Genomic DNA, 16,859 nt, shown 5'->3' on the forward strand with positions numbered 1-16,859 from the left:
GCTCGATACCGGCAGCATCGTTCGCTAAGGNGANNNGACCGTGACTNGACGACGCCGAATCTCAGGTCCGCGCACTAAAAGACCGTGCCCGCAAGATGGAGCTGGAGACCCTGCTTTCGGGCGAGGCCGACCGCAACGATTGCTACATCGAAATCAATGCCGGAGCAGGTGGTACCGAGTCCCAGGACTGGGCCGAGATGCTGCTGCGCATGTATACTCGTTGGGCCGAACAGCACGGTTATAAGGTCGATTGGCTGGAAGAAAGCCCCGGCGAGCAAGCCGGCATTAAATCCGCAACCGTCCGTGTTGCCGGACATAACGCCTATGGCTGGCTGAAGACCGAAAGCGGCGTGCACCGGCTGGTGCGGATTTCGCCCTATGACAGCGCCGCCCGGCGACACACCAGCTTTTCCTCGGTGTGGGTCTATCCGGTGATCGACGACACCATCGATATCCAGGTCAACGAAAGCGACTGCCGCATCGACACTTACCGTGCCTCGGGCGCGGGCGGACAGCACGTCAACAAGACCGATTCGGCAGTCCGCATCACCCACGTTCCCACCGGCATCGTCGCTGCCTGTCAGATGGAACGGTCGCAGCACCAGAACCGCGCTCGCGCCTGGGAAATGCTGCGCGCCCGCCTCTACGAAGCCGAACTGCAAAAGCGCGAAGCCGCCGCCCAAGCGCTCGAAGATCAGAAGACGGAAATCGGTTGGGGCCACCAGATTCGCTCTTACGTGCTACAGCCCTACCAGATGGTCAAGGATCTGCGCACCAACGTTGAAACCTCGGACACACAAGGCGTGCTCGACGGCGATCTCGATCTTTTCATGGCGGCGTCTCTGGCCAGCCGGGTGCAGGGCGGCCCCGACGGCGGTTGATCCCCGCCGTCGTCATTTGCAATCCGCCGATTCGAACCTATCTTATCCGCCAGCGCGTTTAACATCCGCGAAGGATTGTCATGAGGCAGCATATATTTCCCGTTCTGGTCGCACTCACCCTGGTGCTGACCGGAGCCGCCGATGCCCTCGCCAAGGCGGGCAGCACCTCGAAATCAAGCAGCGGCAGCAGCCTCGGCTCGCGCGGGTCGCGCACGGCGGATGCTCCGATGGAACGGTCTCTGACCCTGCCCTCCTCGCCCTCGCCCCGCGTCGCCACTCCGCCGCCCCCGCCGTCGGCGGCACCGCGCCCCGGTAATGTCGAGGCCCAGCCGCTCCAGCCGGGGCTTCAGCCCGGCTTACAGCAGCCCGCGATGCGTGGTGGTGCCCCGGCCATGGCTGGAGCCGCAGGAGCAGCCGGGGCGGCAACCGCCGCGCCAAGAATGGCTGCACCGGGAATGGCGGCCCCAGCCCAGCCGGGCTTTTTCCAACGCAATCCCGTCATGGCGGGAATCGCGGGCGGACTGGTTGGTGCCGGGATCGGCAGCATGCTGTTCGGTCACTCTCCCGCGCTCGCCGCCGCATCCGATGCAGCCCCCGGAGCCAGCATCTTTGGCCTTTTGATCCAGATTGCTGTCATTGGCGGCCTGATCTGGCTCGCCTTCAAGCTGTTCCGTGGCCGCGCGCCCGCTGGCCCCAACCCCTATGCTGCGGCTCCCCGCGCCTCGCTCAATCCCTATGCCGCAGAGCCGCGCGCCTCGGATAATCCATATGCCGCGCCCCACACGCCAGTTGAACCCCGCTTCGAACCCCAGGGGCTGTCGCAGGTTCCGCCGGTAGAAACGCCTCAGCCGCGAGTGCAGCGCGAGTTCGAACCGACTGAGGCCGATCAGAACGATTTCACCAACATTCTGCTCGGCGTCCAGCAATCTTGGAGTGCTGCCGATCCGGCCTCGTTGCGTGCCTGGGCGACACCCGAAATGGTGACCTTCCTGGCCCAGGATCTTGGTCGCAATGCCGCCGATGGACTGGTCAACCGCGTCGAGCAAATCTCTCTGCGCGAAGGTGACGTTGTTGAAAGCTGGCACGAGAACGACGCCCAGTACGTCACTGCCCGGCTGGTGTTCGATTGCCTTGATTACATGGTCCGTGCCGATAACGGAGCCATGGCCTCGGGGAGCCGGACCACTCCGGTCAGCCATGCCGAATTGTGGACTTTTGTCCGTCACAATTCCGGCGGCAGCTGGCTGCTGTCGGCGATCCAGCAAGTCTGATCGCGGCGGCGAGTCGGATGGATCTGTCAACGATCCGGGCGGGTGGCAAAGCAGCGCTCGCCCGGGCGCTTTCCGCGATAGAAAGCACCCCCGATTCTCCGACCGTCCTATCATTACTTGATACTGCCCACGCTGCCGCCCAGGCTCATGTCGTGGGCATGACCGGCCCTCCCGGAGTCGGCAAATCCACCCTGATGAACGCTTTGATCGCTGACTGGCGGGCCTCGGGACGCCGGGTTGGCTGCATCGCTGTCGATCCCTCGTCGCGACGGTCGGGCGGTGCCTTATTGGGCGACCGCACCCGCCTATCGACTGATCCCGAGGATCAGGGCGTCTTCGTCCGCTCGATGGCGGCACGGGACCGCCTGGGCGGCCTGGCTGAACTCACCGTCGCGGCGATGGTACTGATGCGGGCGCTGTACGACATCGTTCTGATCGAAACCGTTGGGGTTGGGCAATCAGAAACCGACGTCGCCGCCATCGCCGATTCCGTGTTGTTTTGCGTTCAACCGGGATCAGGCGATGCCCTGCAATTCATGAAGGCCGGGATCGCCGAAATCCCTGATCTGGTGGTGGTGACCAAGGCCGACATGGAAGACGAAGCAGGTCGCGCCCGAGCCGATGTTGAAGCCGCCCTGGCTCTTGCCAGCGACACAACCGAGGGGTGGACAATCCCGGTTCTGATGGTTTCGGCTCCAGCCCGCGACGGTATCGCCCCCCTGATCGACGCGATCGACCGTCATGCCGCCTTTCTCGACCGAGCGGATGGCCGGGCCAAACGACGCCATGCCCAGGCCGAATTGTGGCTTGTCCAGGCGATCCGTGACCGCTTCGGCCGTGATGGCCTGCGCCGGGCTGGACCGGTGAGCTTACCCTTCGGCACATCTCCATTTGGACGATTAGCCGAGACAGCCTATGCCTTGTCGCCAAAAAATCCGCACTGTCTATGACCTAAATCATATTTAACCTATACTCAAGCCATGGTCGATGGTATTGTACCCTTCAAGGTTTGGACCGGCACCGCGTCCGAACCGATATCAGGAGGGCGCGATGCAATTTCCCGATAACGATCTTTTCGACGAAGCCACCGCATGGACGGTTCCTGGAACCGGCGGCACCCTTCTTGTCGGGACCGCCAACGAGGAAACCGTCAGACACGGCCTTTCTATCCCCCATCGCGGCTTTTTCGAAGCCGGGACAACGCGGTGTGATGATATCGACTTTGGCCTGCGCGCCGCGGTTCGCGCCGGAGGTCTGGTTCTATCCCTCACGACCGCCAGTGCGTGGAAACTCGACCTCACCCAATTGGTCACTGATGCCGTGATCAAACGGTTTGGACCTCTGGACGAAATCCGGCGTCACGAGATTGAGTTGTGCCTGTCGGAATCGCTCACCAATGCCCTGCTGCATGGCAATATGGAAATGGACAGCGCGCCACGGAATTCTTTGTCCGGTCTGCTGCGCTATCTCGATCAGATCGAAGAGCGATTGCACGACGCCAGCGTTGCCGCCAAACGTGTCGATCTGATGATAACCCCCAGCACATCGGGTCGGCTTCGCATTGCAGTACGCGATCGTGGACCGGGCTTCGACGCTGAATATTACCTCGACCGCCCGCTGGTGACAGAGGCCAAGCACGGACGCGGCCTACCCCTGATCCGGCAATTGGCTGGTTCTGTCGCCGCCCGCGATGCAGGACGCACACTGGTAATGCGCTTCTCACGCGCCGGATAACCCATTCACCAGGAGCCACTGGCTCCTGGTGCTGGACTGGGCCTTAGGAGTCCAGATGTGGCGGAAAGTCCAGCCGGACGACCAGACCGGGAGAATTGTCTCCCAGGCTGAGTTGGGCACCGTGCAGACGCGCCACCGCCTGAACCAGCGACAGACCAAGCCCATTGCCGGGGGTCGAGCGGGTCGAATCCAACCGGACAAAACGTTCGAGAACATTGTGCCGGGCCTCTTCCGGCACGCCGGGTCCGCTATCGCTCACGGTGATGGCAATACCGCCATTGTCTCCCGACGCGATGACGCTTACCCCCACCTCTCCGCCTGCGGGGGTATATTTGACAGCGTTATCGACCAGATTAGCCAAAGCCTGGAACAGAAGATGTCGGTCGCCACGCAAAGACAGTCCAGCTTCGCCGCCATAGGTAATCTTTAGGTCTTTTTCCTCGGCTAACGGCTCGTACAATTCAAAGACATCCCCAGCCAACTGAGCCGGATCGATCTGTTCAAACTGCTCTAACCGTCCAGAGGATTCAGCTTGGGAGATCGTTAGAATCGCATTGAAGGTAGCCAACAGATTATCTGCGTCGGACAGGGTCTCCTCAAGCGTGCGGCGATAGGCTTCGCAATCCGAGGGGCCGAGCAGCACCAGATCTATCCGCGAACGCAAGCGGTTCAACGGGGTGCGCAGATCGTGCGCGATATTGTCCGAAACGGTACGAATACCTTCCAGCAGCCGTTCCAATTCATCCATCATCTCGTTGAAGCTTTCGGCCAGTTGGTCGAATTCGTCGTCCGAGCCGGACAAAGTCATTCGTTGACTGGTATCGCCACCAAAGATGTTACGAGCGGTACGGCTCATCTCCTCGACACGTTGAAGCAGATGACGACTGGTGAAATAGCCGCCAACTACTCCCAACTGAATCGTTAGCGCCAACCCCCACCCCAAGGCCCGGTTGATCGCGGATTTAACCCGATTGGCATCGGCCAACGAGCGCCCGACCAGAAGTCGATGACCATCGGCCAGTTCGTAGGCGTGGGCCATCACTTCAATTCCGGTACCGCCTTCGACCACCGGCACGAGATTGAAGCGAACCCACCCCAACATCGTACCGACCTCGTTCGGCCAGGCACGCAAGTTGCCCGCGACAATCCGGCCATCCCCACCGCGCAACGCGTAGGTGGCCCGCCCATCGATATCCTGGCGGGTTCGCTGGGCGATGATCTCGGACAGACCGGGAATGGCGCGGTCACGATAGACCTCATAAAGCCCGGTGGCTTCCGCCTCGACCGTCTCCTGCACCTGCCACTCGATGAACATCGTGGTGCTCCACGATACCAGCGCCAGCAACGCCACCGCCGAAACGGTGAAGATGCCGAGATAGCTCAACGCCAGTCGGAACGTGGTGGTGCGAAGAAGACTAGCGGGCCGCACGAAGCGTGTACCCCGCGCCACGAACGGTATGGATCAGGGGGAGGTCGAAATCCTTATCGACTTTCTGGCGCAACCGGCTGATGTGGACGTCGATCAGGTTGGTCTGGGGATCGAAATGATATTCCCAGACGTTTTCCAACAGCATCGTCCGGGTCACCACCTGACCGGCATGACGCAGCAGATATTCAAGCAGGCGAAATTCACGCGGCTGCAAATCGATCAACTGGCCGCCACGCGTAACGCAGCGGGCGAGCAGATCCATTTCAAGATCTTCGACCTTCAGCCGGGTTTCCGGCTGCGCCGCTGAAACCCGGCGAGATAGCGCTTCGATCCGGGCCAGCAATTCCGCAAAGGCATAAGGCTTGACCAAATAATCGTCGCCGCCGGCTTTCAGCCCGCGCACCCGGTCATCGACCTTGCCCAGCGCAGACAAAACCAGCACCGGGGTGACGTTTCCCGAAGCGCGGATAGCCTGAATAATCGCCAACCCGTCGAGTCCGGGCAGCATTCGATCGACGATCATCGCGTCCCAACGCTCGCTGGTCGCCATAAATAGACCATCCGTGCCGGTCGCGGCGAGATCCACGACATGACCGGCTTCCCTCAGCCCCTTTGCCATATAGGCGGCGGCCTCGGTATCGTCCTCGATCACCAGAATGCGCATGTCGCCCTTTCGGTCACAGTTTGGAGGCCGAACCTTACATCCTTCCCCCCGCATGGAAAAGCCCCCGCGCCATAGGANNACAGCGAGGGGGCCTTTGTCGGCAGGTCCGGACGCCGGGGGGCACGCCCGACCCTATAAAGTCGGTGCGCCGCCCCTGGGAGGACAGACGCGCACCGTGGCGGTGAGGTCAGACCGCCAAACCCTTTAGTTAAAAAGGAAAAATTTCGATCGAAGCCCTAGTTGAGAAGCAAAGCTGATGTAAAAATCATGGGCGCGTGCGGATTACCGTACCCTTTCGCCGCGATGAAGCTTTGGTAACCATTACCATTACGATGGTTAAAAAAGAAAAACCCCCGCGGCCGGAGGGGACGGACGCGGGGGAAATTCTGTCAGGTCAAACCATTGGGGGGAGACGGTCTGACTTGCGATGACGTCCAACCTTCAGGGGGAGGAAGGTTGACCGTCCAGGGCGGGGAGTTCATATCCGCCACTCACCAGGGACAACAGGAGGAAAATTGAGGTCGGTTCGTTGTCTTGACTGAGGATCAAAGCTTATGAAGAGAGCATTGCATCTTGCGGGTTACGATGCCCTTTCTACACGATTACCCTTTCGTAATGATCGGGTTTTCCATCAAAGACGTACAGACCACCCACCCCCGTAACAACGCGGTCCACCTTCTCCGCCGAGGCAAATAAAAAAACCCCCACACCAGGGGGGACTGGCGCGGGGGTCTTTTGGGGTGGCCAAACCATGGGGGGACATGGATCTGGCCCTTGATCCGCGCGCCTTCCTGGGGGGACAGGGGGGGGTAAGGCGCGCTAAATGGCGGGAGTTCAAAACCGCCGAAACAGAGAGAAAAAACGGGAAGTTGGTAAGCGTCTTGGCTGATGTTTGAAGCTGATAGAAAGATGATGCCCGGACTCGGATTACGGCGCCCTTTCGGTCCGATTAACCTTTCGTAATGATCGGACTTTCTGCTCCCTCCTCTGGCTGATCCCGCCGCCCGACGATCAGAAACTCGCGATTGCCTTCCGGGCCTTGAATCGGGCTTTCCGAAATACCCTCAACCCGCCAGCCCGAACGCAACGACAGCCAGGATCGAATCCGCTCGCAGACTTCCTGATGCAATTCAGGCTCACGCACGACCCCCCCTTTCCCCACCCGGCCCTTTCCGACCTCGAATTGCGGCTTGATCAGCGCCGCAAGAACGGCACCGGGCCGGGTCAGATCCATCGCGGCGGGCAATACCGTTTCCAATCCGATGAAGCTGGCATCGCAGACCACCATATCGATCGGCTCGGGAATATCGGCCACGGTCAGGTGGCGGGCATTGGTCCGTTCCATCACAACGACGCGGGGATCGGTGCGCAGCTTCCAAGCCAATTGGCCATGACCGACATCGACAGCATAAACCCGCGCCGCTCCATGGGTCAGAAGGACATCGGTGAAGCCGCCGGTCGAAGCGCCGACATCAATGGCGGTCTTGCCGTTGGGATCGATCGCAAAGGTTTCGATCGCATGAGACAGCTTCAGCCCGCCTCGCGACACCCAGGGATGGTCCTGCCCCTTCAGCGTCAGCGGGAAATCCTCTGCCACCGGCGTGCCGGGCTTATCGACACGGCGATCACCCGAATAGACCAGCCCCGCCAGCACCAGAGCCTGGGCGCGAGACCTGCTTTCCACCAAGCCGCGATCGACCAGAAGCTGGTCTACTCGTTTACGTTCCGCCATTCCCCATACACTCCGTCGAAATCAGGGATGGAAATTGCGCCGTCCATCCCGGAGAATAAACCCATAATCTTCGAACGCGGGGTGATTCGGCCGCATGACCACGCTCCTGTACACTCATCCGCTCTGCCTGGAACACGACACCGGGGACTATCATCCCGAATGTGCCGACCGCATCAAGGCAGTGATCGCCGCGCTGGAAAGCGAGGAATTTTCTATGTTGCTGCGCGATACAGCTCCGCGCGCAACCATGGAACAAGTGATGCGCGCCCATCCGCTCGACTACATCGATCTGGTGTTGGAATCGGCACCGACCGGACCGGGGCTACATTCGCTCGATAACGACACCGTGCTGTCGGAACATTCGGGCGAGGCCGCCCTGCGTGCTGCCGGGGCCGGAGTCGCTGCCGTCGATGCCGTCGCCTCCGGGCAGGTCCACAACTGTTTCTGCGTGGTCCGCCCGCCCGGTCATCACGCCGAGATCAGTACAGCGATGGGGTTCTGCTTCTTCAACAATGCAGCCATCGCCGCCTTGCATGCGCGCGACGCCCACGGGTTCAAGCGGGTCGCCGTAGTCGATTTCGACGTCCATCACGGCAACGGAACCCAGCAGATTTTGTGGGATCAACCCGGCACGTTCTATGCCTCAACCCACCAGGAACACGCCTACCCCGATACCGGCTCGGCCGATGAGACCGGGGGCAAGGGAATGATCGTCAACATCCCCCTGCCCGCCGGCACCGGATCGGCCGATTTCCGGATGGCGTTCGGCGACATGCTGATCCCACGCCTGCGCGCCTTTGCCCCCGATTTCGTCATCATATCCGCCGGTTTTGACGCGCATGCCTCCGACCCGCTCGCCCACCTGCGACTGACCACAGCTGATTTCGGTTGGGCAACCCGTGAGATTCTCCAAGTCGCCGAGGAGTATGCCGGACGCCGGGTGGTTTCGGTGCTGGAGGGTGGCTACGACCTGCGCGCACTCGCCGATAGCGCCCGCGAACACGTTCGCGCACTGATGGGATTTTAATCACTATTTCGCAGCGCCGTTTTTTTCGGCACTCGTGACGACTAAACCGGCCCTTCGGCGGAAAATCCGCGTGCGCACCCCCTTGCGCAGCGCTTGCCTTCGGCGAAGAGCAACCGTAAACTTCCGCGCTTCCTCGCCCCTGGGTACCAACACCCGGAGGCAATGACCAATCTAAGGACCCATGGCCGACCTGCCGCCAGACATAACCGCTCTCAGCTTCGAAGACGCCTTAGCCGAACTGGAGCGCATCGTGCGCCAGCTCGAAGAGGGGCGCGGTCGCCTGGATGACTCGATCGCTGCTTACGCACGAGGCGTAGCACTCAAGACACATTGCGAAGCCCGGTTGGAAGAGGCGCGGACCAAGGTCGACCGCATCGTTTCCAGCCCAGATGGGGCCGTTTCCACAGAACCCGCCGACCTAGCGTGATCCACAATCGGGTGATCCTTTGAGCCAGTCTTCGATTTCTCCCCGCCTCACCGAGGCCCTCACGGTCACCAGCCAGGCTGTCAATGCCGAGCTTGACCGCCTGCTGCCGCAAGCCGATGGACCTGAAAACCGCGTAATCGAGGCCATGCGCTATTCCAGCCTTGATGGCGGCAAGCGTCTGCGGCCGTTCCTGGTCATGCAGTCGGCATCGCTGTTCCGCGTCGCCGAAAGTGCGGCGATTCGCGTCGCCTGTGCGATCGAGATGATCCATTGCTACTCGCTGATCCACGACGATCTGCCCTGCATGGATAATGACGACCTGCGCCGTGGTCGGCCGACCTGTCATCGGCATTTCGACGAATCCACCGCGCTGCTGGCCGGCGATGCGCTCCAGACCCGCGCCTTCGAAGTGTTGGCCAACCCCGCCACCCATCCCGACCCTCAGGTCCGCTGTGATCTGGTGAGCGAACTGGCTCACGCCTCTGGCGGTCTCGGCATGGTCGGCGGCCAGACAATCGATCTCCAGGCCCACACCCTTGATCTTGACGTCGCCGGCATCACCCGGTTGCAACAGATGAAGACCGGGCGGCTGTTCTCGTTCTCGTGCGAGGCGGGTGCGGTGCTGGGCAAGGGGCATGGCGAACTGCGTCTCGCCCTGCGCAATTATTCCCACGATCTCGGTCTGGCCTTCCAGATCGCGGACGACATCCTTGATGTCGAAGGCGACGCCGAGGAAGTCGGCAAACAAGTCCAAAAGGACGCCGACGCCGGCAAGGCTACCTTCGTTTCCCTTCTTGGTCTCGACCGTGCCCGGTCGCAGGCCGCAATGCTGGCAGAACAGGCCTGCCGTCACCTCGATCCCTTCGGCGAAGCGGCCGATCTGATGCGGGATGTCGCCCGCTTCGTCGTCCAGCGCCGTTCCTGAGGCAATTCCGAACATGAGTTCAACTCCTCCCCGTCTCCCGAAAGCGCCCCTGCTTGACCGCATTTCCGGTCCGGAGGATTTTCGAGATTTCACCGTTGAGGAACTGATCCGGCTGACCGAAGAAGTCCGCCAGACCATGATCCATTCCGTGTCGTACACCGGCGGCCATCTTGCCGCCGGGCTGGGTGTCGCCGAATTGACGGTCGCACTGCACTATGTCTTCGACACGCCCAACGACAAGCTGATCTGGGACGTCGGCCACCAGGCTTATCCGCACAAAATCGTGACCGGACGGCGCGACAAGATGCTGGGGCTGCGCCACGGCGGCGGGCTGTCCGGTTTCACCCGCCGGGCCGAAAGCGAGTATGACCCGTTCGGGGCGGGTCATTCCTCGACCTCGATTTCGGCGGCGCTGGGTATGGCGGTCGGGCGCGATCTCCAGGGCACCCAAAAGAACATCATCGCCGTCATCGGCGATGGCGCGATGAGTGCCGGTCAAGCCTATGAGGCGATGAACAATGCCGGAGCCCAGGGCTCGCGGCTGGTCGTCGTCCTCAACGACAACGATATGTCGATTGCCCATCCGGTCGGCGCGATGAGCGCCTATCTGTCGCGGCTGATGTCGTCGCCGAAGTATCACTCGATCCGCCATCTTGCCAAGGATCTGGTGCAGTTGCTGCCCCCGCCGCTCGAACGCGCCGCCAAACGCGCCGAGGAATACGCCCGTGGCATGGTTACCGGCGGCGGAACCCTGTTCGAAGAACTGGGCTTTTTCTATATCGGCCCGGTCGATGGCCATAATTTCGAGCACCTGCTCCCGGTCCTGAAAAACGTTCGCGATTCGGACTCCAACACCCCGGTTCTGCTTCATGTGGTGACCAAGAAAGGCAAGGGCTACGCTCCTGCCGAGGCTGCCGCCGACAAGTATCACGGCGTTGGACGCTTCGACGTCGTGACGGGTCAGTTCGAAAAGCCGGTGGCCAACGCTCCGTCTTATACCTCGGTATTCGCCAAGGCTCTGCTCGCCGAGGCCGAAGCCGACGACCGCGTCGTTGCCATCACCGCGGCGATGCCCGGCGGAACCGGACTTGATCGGTTCAGCTCGCGCTTCCCCGGCCGCTGCTTCGACGTCGGTATCGCCGAACAGCATGCGGTGACCTTCGCCGCCGGTCTCGCCTGCGAAGGGCTGAAGCCGTTCTGCGCTATTTACTCCACCTTCCTGCAACGCGCTTACGACCAGTTGCAGCATGACGTGGTGTTGCAGAAATTGCCGGTGCGTTTCGCCATCGACCGCGCCGGTCTGGTCGGTGCCGATGGGGCGACCCATGCCGGAGCCTACGACCTCGCCCTGCTCGGCTGTCAGCCCGACATCGTTATCATGTGCCCGTCGGACGAAGCCGAATTGATGCATGCCGTCGCCACCGCCGCCTCGATCGACGATCGTCCCTCGGCATTCCGCTATCCGCGCGGCGAAGGCATGGGAATCGAATTGCCCGATCGTGGCTCTGTTCTGCCGATCGGCAAGGGTCGTATCCTGCGCGAGGGTAACCGGGTTGCGATTCTCACTCTGGGAACCCGCTTGGTCGAAGTGCTGAAAGCCGCAGACGAACTGACCGCGCTTGGTCTGTCGCCGACTGTCGCAGACGCCCGCTTCATGAAGCCGTTGGACGAAGATCTTGTTCTGCGTCTGGCCCGCGAACACGAAGTTCTGATCACGATTGAGGAAGGCTCGATTGGCGGCTTTGGCAGCCACGTTCTGCAATTGCTGGCCAGCCAAGGCGCACTTGATCGTGGATTGAAGATTCGGCCGATGATCCTGCCTGATATCTTTATCGAGCATGATACGCAGTGGGAGCAGTACGAGAAGGTCGGATTGAACGCCAGCGGTATCGTCAAAACGGCACTATCCGCATTGGGTGATCCCAAGCTTTCCGCCTAATTTCGGCAGCAAAATCAAACGGGCAGCCTTTCCTAAGGCTGCCCGTTTTTTTGCGCGTGTATAACACTTTTGACTCGTTGTTAGATTGGATTCACCGTGACAAGATGTGCCTTTCCCGGTATCGATTGAACTTCTTCAATTTAGTGATACCTTATATATCTCGTCTGCCAGCGAGGATTCCGTATCGATGGATGTCGACAAACTTCACGAAAGCGCCCGCAAAGCTAGCGCATTGCTCAAAGCCATGAGCAATGAGCACCGTCTGATGATTCTGTGCCAATTATTGCGGGGAGAAAAATCGGTCGGAGAACTTGAACGAGTGATCGGCCTTAGCCAGTCCGCCTTATCGCAGCATCTCGCCCGTTTGCGCCGCGACAGTCTGGTCAGGACTCGCCGTCAAGCTCAAACTATTTTCTATTCCCTGGCCGGTCGCGAGGCCGGGGCTGTCATCGATACACTTTATCATCTCTATTGCGCCCCTGAAGACGCTGTTGCCGCACAATAAAGAGCGCGGCAATTAGAAAAACGGGGCGTTGCGCGCCCCGCCCTTTCCCAGGATTTTTATCCGGCAAGGTCGAGGGCCAGCACTCCCGACAGCAATTCCTCCACCATTTCGCGAGGAAGATCACGGGTGATAAAAACAATCCGGGTCCGATGATCGTCATCGGGCCACCCCGGCAACGGCGCAGGCGGATGGAAGACGTGCTGGACACCATGGATCGCCAGGGGTTCCGGCACTTCGCGGGCGTTGACGATACCTTTGACCCGCAACAAATTTTCGCCCTTCGACGAAATCATCAATTCCAATGCCAACGCTAACGAAGGCCAGGATACCGGCTCGTCCGTCGTAAAGACGAACGACTGGATTCGGTCGTCATGGCGGTTGGGGTCATGACTATGATGACCGTGCCCGTGTTGGTGATGTCCTCCATGGCCGTGGCCGTGTTTGTCATGTCCGTGGCCGTGATCATGGCCATGATCGCGATAGGCTTCTTCGTTGAGCCAGCGGGCGACATCGGGAATCTTCGAATCCCGACTGAAAAGTCCGGCATCGAGAATCGACGCGGGATCGATTTGTCCGTGATCAGCCTCAATGATCGGAGCGGCGGGATTAAGGCGGGACAAGCGCGCTTTCAGGGCCGCCAACGTCTCGGGCGAGGCCAGATCGGTCTTCGTCAGGATCAAACGGTCGGCCACCGCCGCCTGCTTGACCGCTTCAGGCTGAGTATCCAGGGTGTGGTCGCCGCACACGCCGTCGATGGTGGCAACGATGCCATCAAGCTTGTAGCGCGAGGCGATCATCGGGTCGGTCATCAGGGTATGGATGATCGGAGCCGGATCGGCCAGCCCGGTGGTCTCGATCACCACCCGCGAAAAATCAGGCACCTCGCCACGGGTCCGCTTGATGAACAGATCGCGCATTCCTTCGACCAGATCGCCGCGCACCGTACAGCACAGACAACCCGATTGCAGCAACACGACCGTCTCTGCCACAGAACGGACCAACAAATGATCGAGTCCAACGGAGCCGAACTCATTGATGAGGACGGCCGTATCGGACAATTCCGGCCGCGCCAACAGATGGTTGAGCAACGTCGTTTTGCCGCTGCCCAGAAAGCCGGTCAGAACGGTAACGGGAATCAGACTCATGGCGGGGGGTATCCTTGGTTCAGGCTCCGTAAAGCTGATCGGGCGAGACCAGCACCGGCGCAATCTCGACCAGTCCTTCGGGGCGAACGGCCGTATAGAAACAGTGCCGACGGCCGGTATGGCAGGCGACACCCTCCTGATCGACACAAAGCAGGATCGTGTCTCCGTCGCAGTCGATACGGAAATCGACGAGACGCTGGCGCTGACCAGAGCTTTCACCCTTGCGCCACAACCGCGAGCGCGAGCGCGACCAGTAACAGACTTGGCCGGTAGCAAGCGTTTCGATCACTGCGTCACGGTTCATCCAAGCCATCATCAGCACCTCGCCGCTGTCATGCTGCTGGGCAATCGCCGCGACCAACCCATCGGAATCGAATTTCAGCAGATCAAGCGCGGCGTTGGGGTCAATGGCGGCGGACATGAGACTCTCCCTGGGCAATATAATCCCTTGATATAGACCAGAGAAGCCGCGACGCAAAGCCCTGCGCAACGGTTCCTCCGTATCGAGGAATTGCCCCTTCGCAACCCATCCCTCCCGTGCGATCATCAAGAGGAGGATACGTTATAACATAACGAAACGAACGGACCAAGAATGGCTTTTCCCACCGCCCGCCACGATCACTCCGCCTGCATCCAGGCCGCGCTGGACGCCGCCGAGCAGGAATGCCGCCGTCGCGGCGCACGACTGACCGATACCCGCCGGATCGTTCTCGAACTGGTGTGGGAAAGCCATCGCCCGGTCGGAGCCTATGCCTTGCTCGAAAGCCTTGGAAAACTTGGCCGGTCAGCAGCTCCGCCGACCGTTTATCGCGCTCTCGACTTCCTTTTGGCGCATGGATTGATCCATCGGGTGGCATCACGCAACGGCTTTATCGGCTGCCCCCATCCGGGCCATGCTCATGGCGGCCAGATTCTCCTGTGCACCCAATGCGGCATGGCGGCGGAACTGGACGATCCCGCACTGGACCAGGAAATCGTCAACTCCGCCGCGCGCCTGGGTTTTTCGGTCAATCGCCAGACTATCGAGGTCGAAGGGCTATGCCCCGTCTGCCGCGCCCAGAGAAACAGCGAAGAAGAACAAAATTACGTCGCCTAAGGGGAGCGGATCTCAAAATCCGCACCGAAATAAATCGGGATAGGGAACGAAGAAGGCCGATCCCGCTATGACGGGATCGGCCTTATCACTGTACCCAAGCGCGGCGTCAGGACGCCGGTTCGGCTTCTTTTTTCGGCTTCGGCAGATCGAGCTTCAGGTGCAGCTCACGCAGACGCTCGGGCAAAACTGCCGCCGGAGCCTGCATCAACAGATCCTGAGCCTGCTGATTCATCGGGAACAGAATCACCTCACGGATGTTCGGCTCGTCGGCTAGCAACATCACGATTCGATCGACACCCGGAGCAGCACCGCCATGCGGGGGCGCGCCGAACTTGAATGCGTTCAGCATGCCGCCGAAATGCTCTTCGACATGAGCGGCGGTATAACCGGCGATCTCGAACGCCTTGTACATGATATCGGGGCGATGGTTACGAATCGCACCCGACGACAGTTCGATACCGTTACAGATGATGTCGTACTGATAAGCGTTGATGGTCAGCGGATCACGGGTCTGAAGCGCCTCCATCCCACCTTGCGGCATCGAGAACGGATTGTGCGAGAATTCGATCTGGCCGGTATCCTCGTTCAGCTCGTACATCGGGAAATCGACAGTCCAGCAAAGCTTGAACACGTCTTTTTCCAGCAGATCGAGTTCGTTGCCGATCTTGGTGCGGACCAAACCGGCAAACTTGGCGGCAGCCAGCGGCTTGTCGCAGGCGAAGAACACCGCATCGCCATCCGAAAGCCCGGCGGCAACGCGGATCGCCTCGACCCGCTCGGGATCAAGATTCTTGGCGATCGGACCTTTCGGTCCCTCGGCGGCGAACTGAATATAGCCAAGACCGCCCGCACCGTTCTCACGCGCCCACTCGTTAAGCTTGTCGAACCACGAACGCGGCTGACCGGCGGCTCCGGGGGCCGGAATGGCACGAACCACCGCGCCCTTATCGACCAGCTTGGCAAACAGGCCAAAGCCCGAGCCACGGAACGGCTCGGTAACGTCGGCAATCAGGATCGGATTGCGCAGATCGGGCTTGTCCGAGCCATATTTCAACATCGCATCGGCATAGGCGATACGGGGGAACGGCGCGGGAGTGACGGCGCGGCCCTGACCGAACTCGCGGAACACGCCTTCCAGAACCGGCTCAATCGCGGCGAACACGTCGTCCTGGGTGACATAGCTCATCTCGAAATCGAGCTGATAGAACTCGCCGGGACTACGGTCGGCGCGTCCAGCTTCGTCACGGAAGCAAGGAGCGATCTGGAAGTAGCGGTCGAAACCGGCAACCATCAGCATCTGCTTAAATTGCTGCGGAGCCTGCGGCAGGGCGTAGAACTTGCCGGGATGCAGCCGCGACGGCACCAGATAATCGCGCGCGCCCTCGGGGCTGCTGGCGGTCAGGATCGGAGTCTGGAATTCGGTGAAGCCCTGGTCCTGCATCGCGCGACGCAGGAAGGCAATCACCTTGGCCCGCAGCATCATATTGGCGTGAACGTCTTCGCGGCGCAGGTCAAGGAAGCGGTATTTCAGCCGCATGTCCTCGGGGTATTCCTGATCGCCGGCCACCTGCATCGGCAACACATCTGCGATCGACTGGATTTCGACCTCGGCGACCTGCAATTCAATCGCGCCGGTGGGCAGACGCGGATTGACGGTCTCGGCCGAACGCAGCACCACCTTGCCGGTGACGGTAATGACGCTTTCCGGGCGCGCCCGCTCCAGCACCGAGAAAACCGGGCTGGAAATATCGGTGACACATTGTGTGATGCCGTAATGGTCGCGCAGGTCAACGAAAAGCAGATTGCCGTGATCGCGCTTGCGATGGACCCATCCCGACAGCCGGACCTGGGCGCCGGAGTCCGTGGCCTGCAACTGGCCGCAGGTGTGGGTTCTATAGACATGCATGGTGACCGTGACTCCGTACTTTCGACAGCCTGCTGGCCCTGAACCGCGAAGAAAGGCACCCCCGCCCCGCCTTTGTCAAGGCGGTTTGGTCCGCTCGCCGATCCCGGAGCGCTTCGCCGAAGCCGCCGGGGCGACGAAGAAGGGATCGCAGCCCGGCCAAGTCGGCCGGTAAGTATAG

Annotated in this window: 15 protein-coding genes and 1 pseudogene; 10 read left to right on the forward strand and 6 right to left on the reverse strand. The window is 60.8% G+C overall.

Annotated features, from left to right (window positions below; genetic code table 11):
* Nucleotides 1–47: 47 nt before the first annotated feature.
* The 4 genes and pseudogenes from prfB to PHAMO_RS01770 all read left to right on the forward strand — a co-directional run.
* Nucleotides 48–881: pseudogene (gene prfB / locus PHAMO_RS01755) on the forward strand (peptide chain release factor 2); the annotation flags it as partial.
* Between the two features lie 80 nt (nt 882–961).
* Nucleotides 962–2,152 carry a TIM44-like domain-containing protein gene (locus PHAMO_RS01760; RefSeq protein WP_002725811.1) on the forward strand — a complete coding sequence of 397 codons (1,191 nt, stop codon included), beginning with the start codon at nt 962–964 and terminating at the stop codon, nt 2,150–2,152.
* A gap of 17 nt (nt 2,153–2,169) precedes the next feature.
* On the forward strand, nt 2,170–3,102 hold the full coding sequence (gene meaB / locus PHAMO_RS01765) for a methylmalonyl Co-A mutase-associated GTPase MeaB (RefSeq protein ID WP_002725813.1): 933 nt from the start codon (nt 2,170–2,172) through the stop codon (nt 3,100–3,102).
* A gap of 100 nt (nt 3,103–3,202) precedes the next feature.
* A complete protein-coding gene (locus PHAMO_RS01770; protein ID WP_002725814.1) occupies nt 3,203–3,886 on the forward strand; it encodes an ATP-binding protein in 684 nt (227 codons plus the stop codon).
* 43 nt (nt 3,887–3,929) lie between these two features.
* Here the strand turns inward: PHAMO_RS01770 and PHAMO_RS01775 are convergent, their stop codons facing one another.
* The 3 genes from PHAMO_RS01775 to PHAMO_RS01785 all read right to left on the reverse strand — a co-directional run bounded on the left by PHAMO_RS01775 (nt 3,930) and on the right by PHAMO_RS01785 (nt 7,711).
* Nucleotides 3,930–5,315, reverse strand: a complete 1,386-nt coding sequence (locus PHAMO_RS01775) for a sensor histidine kinase (RefSeq protein WP_040566062.1) — start codon at nt 5,313–5,315, stop codon at nt 3,930–3,932.
* Complete coding sequence (locus PHAMO_RS01780; protein ID WP_002725816.1) at nt 5,302–5,979, reverse strand: response regulator transcription factor; 678 nt, start codon at nt 5,977–5,979, stop codon at nt 5,302–5,304. The genes PHAMO_RS01775 and PHAMO_RS01780 overlap by 14 nt, the downstream gene beginning before the upstream one ends.
* A 949-nt stretch (nt 5,980–6,928) precedes the next feature.
* Nucleotides 6,929–7,711 (reverse strand): TlyA family RNA methyltransferase, encoded by a 783-nt coding sequence (locus PHAMO_RS01785; protein ID WP_002725818.1) that lies wholly within the window; start codon nt 7,709–7,711, stop codon nt 6,929–6,931.
* Between the two features lie 94 nt (nt 7,712–7,805).
* On the opposite strand from PHAMO_RS01785, the gene PHAMO_RS01790 reads away from it, so the two are divergent.
* From PHAMO_RS01790 to PHAMO_RS01810, 5 genes are all read left to right on the forward strand, one after another.
* Entirely contained in the window at nt 7,806–8,738 is a 933-nt protein-coding gene (locus PHAMO_RS01790; RefSeq protein ID WP_002725819.1) for a histone deacetylase family protein, read from the forward strand.
* A 181-nt stretch (nt 8,739–8,919) separates the two neighbouring features.
* Nucleotides 8,920–9,165, forward strand: a complete 246-nt coding sequence (locus PHAMO_RS01795) for an exodeoxyribonuclease VII small subunit (protein ID WP_002725820.1) — start codon at nt 8,920–8,922, stop codon at nt 9,163–9,165.
* Nucleotides 9,166–9,184: 19 nt separating this feature from the next.
* On the forward strand, nt 9,185–10,090 hold the full coding sequence (locus tag PHAMO_RS01800) for a polyprenyl synthetase family protein (RefSeq protein WP_002725821.1): 906 nt from the start codon (nt 9,185–9,187) through the stop codon (nt 10,088–10,090).
* A 13-nt stretch (nt 10,091–10,103) separates the two neighbouring features.
* The gene (gene dxs / locus PHAMO_RS01805; RefSeq protein WP_002725823.1) at nt 10,104–12,029 is read left to right on the forward strand and encodes a 1-deoxy-D-xylulose-5-phosphate synthase; all 1,926 of its coding nucleotides are present in this window, start codon (nt 10,104–10,106) and stop codon (nt 12,027–12,029) included.
* Nucleotides 12,030–12,216: 187 nt separating this feature from the next.
* Complete coding sequence (locus PHAMO_RS01810; RefSeq protein WP_002725824.1) at nt 12,217–12,534, forward strand: ArsR/SmtB family transcription factor; 318 nt, start codon at nt 12,217–12,219, stop codon at nt 12,532–12,534.
* 56 nt (nt 12,535–12,590) lie between these two features.
* On the opposite strand, the gene PHAMO_RS01815 is transcribed toward PHAMO_RS01810, so the two are convergent.
* Together PHAMO_RS01815 and hisI are read right to left on the reverse strand one after the other, a co-directional pair.
* Entirely contained in the window at nt 12,591–13,679 is a 1,089-nt protein-coding gene (locus tag PHAMO_RS01815) for a CobW family GTP-binding protein (protein ID WP_002725825.1), read from the reverse strand.
* 19 nt (nt 13,680–13,698) lie between these two features.
* A complete protein-coding gene (hisI, locus tag PHAMO_RS01820) occupies nt 13,699–14,100 on the reverse strand; it encodes a phosphoribosyl-AMP cyclohydrolase (protein WP_002725826.1) in 402 nt (133 codons plus the stop codon).
* A 171-nt stretch (nt 14,101–14,271) separates the two neighbouring features.
* Here hisI and PHAMO_RS01825 point away from each other — a divergent pair, with 171 nt between their 5' ends.
* Complete coding sequence (locus tag PHAMO_RS01825) at nt 14,272–14,775, forward strand: Fur family transcriptional regulator (protein ID WP_002725827.1); 504 nt, start codon at nt 14,272–14,274, stop codon at nt 14,773–14,775.
* A gap of 106 nt (nt 14,776–14,881) precedes the next feature.
* On the opposite strand, the gene aspS is transcribed toward PHAMO_RS01825, so the two are convergent.
* Nucleotides 14,882–16,681 carry an aspartate--tRNA ligase gene (gene aspS, locus PHAMO_RS01830; RefSeq protein ID WP_002725828.1) on the reverse strand — a complete coding sequence of 600 codons (1,800 nt, stop codon included), beginning with the start codon at nt 16,679–16,681 and terminating at the stop codon, nt 14,882–14,884.
* Between the last annotated feature and the right edge of the window lie 178 nt (nt 16,682–16,859).

Origin of the sequence: Magnetospirillum molischianum DSM 120 (assembly GCF_000294655.1) — a bacterium.
Classification (GTDB): Bacteria; Pseudomonadota; Alphaproteobacteria; order Rhodospirillales; family Magnetospirillaceae; genus Phaeospirillum; species Phaeospirillum molischianum.

Bases quoted from the DNA above. Each gene is read 5' to 3' on its own strand.
- hisI (WP_002725826.1), bottom strand. From the start codon at position 14,100: ATGTCCGCCGCCATTGACCCCAACGCCGCGCTTGATCTGCTGAAATTC.
- PHAMO_RS01760 (WP_002725811.1), top strand. From the start codon at position 962: ATGAGGCAGCATATATTTCCCGTTCTGGTCGCACTCACCCTGGTGCTG.
- PHAMO_RS01795 (WP_002725820.1), top strand. From the start codon at position 8,920: ATGGCCGACCTGCCGCCAGACATAACCGCTCTCAGCTTCGAAGACGCC.
- PHAMO_RS01825 (WP_002725827.1), top strand. From the start codon at position 14,272: ATGGCTTTTCCCACCGCCCGCCACGATCACTCCGCCTGCATCCAGGCC.
- PHAMO_RS01810 (WP_002725824.1), top strand. From the start codon at position 12,217: ATGGATGTCGACAAACTTCACGAAAGCGCCCGCAAAGCTAGCGCATTG.
- dxs (WP_002725823.1), top strand. From the start codon at position 10,104: ATGAGTTCAACTCCTCCCCGTCTCCCGAAAGCGCCCCTGCTTGACCGC.
- meaB (WP_002725813.1), top strand. From the start codon at position 2,170: ATGGATCTGTCAACGATCCGGGCGGGTGGCAAAGCAGCGCTCGCCCGG.
- PHAMO_RS01815 (WP_002725825.1), bottom strand. From the start codon at position 13,679: ATGAGTCTGATTCCCGTTACCGTTCTGACCGGCTTTCTGGGCAGCGGC.
- PHAMO_RS01790 (WP_002725819.1), top strand. From the start codon at position 7,806: ATGACCACGCTCCTGTACACTCATCCGCTCTGCCTGGAACACGACACC.
- aspS (WP_002725828.1), bottom strand. From the start codon at position 16,681: ATGCATGTCTATAGAACCCACACCTGCGGCCAGTTGCAGGCCACGGAC.
- PHAMO_RS01770 (WP_002725814.1), top strand. From the start codon at position 3,203: ATGCAATTTCCCGATAACGATCTTTTCGACGAAGCCACCGCATGGACG.
- PHAMO_RS01785 (WP_002725818.1), bottom strand. From the start codon at position 7,711: ATGGCGGAACGTAAACGAGTAGACCAGCTTCTGGTCGATCGCGGCTTG.
- PHAMO_RS01780 (WP_002725816.1), bottom strand. From the start codon at position 5,979: ATGCGCATTCTGGTGATCGAGGACGATACCGAGGCCGCCGCCTATATG.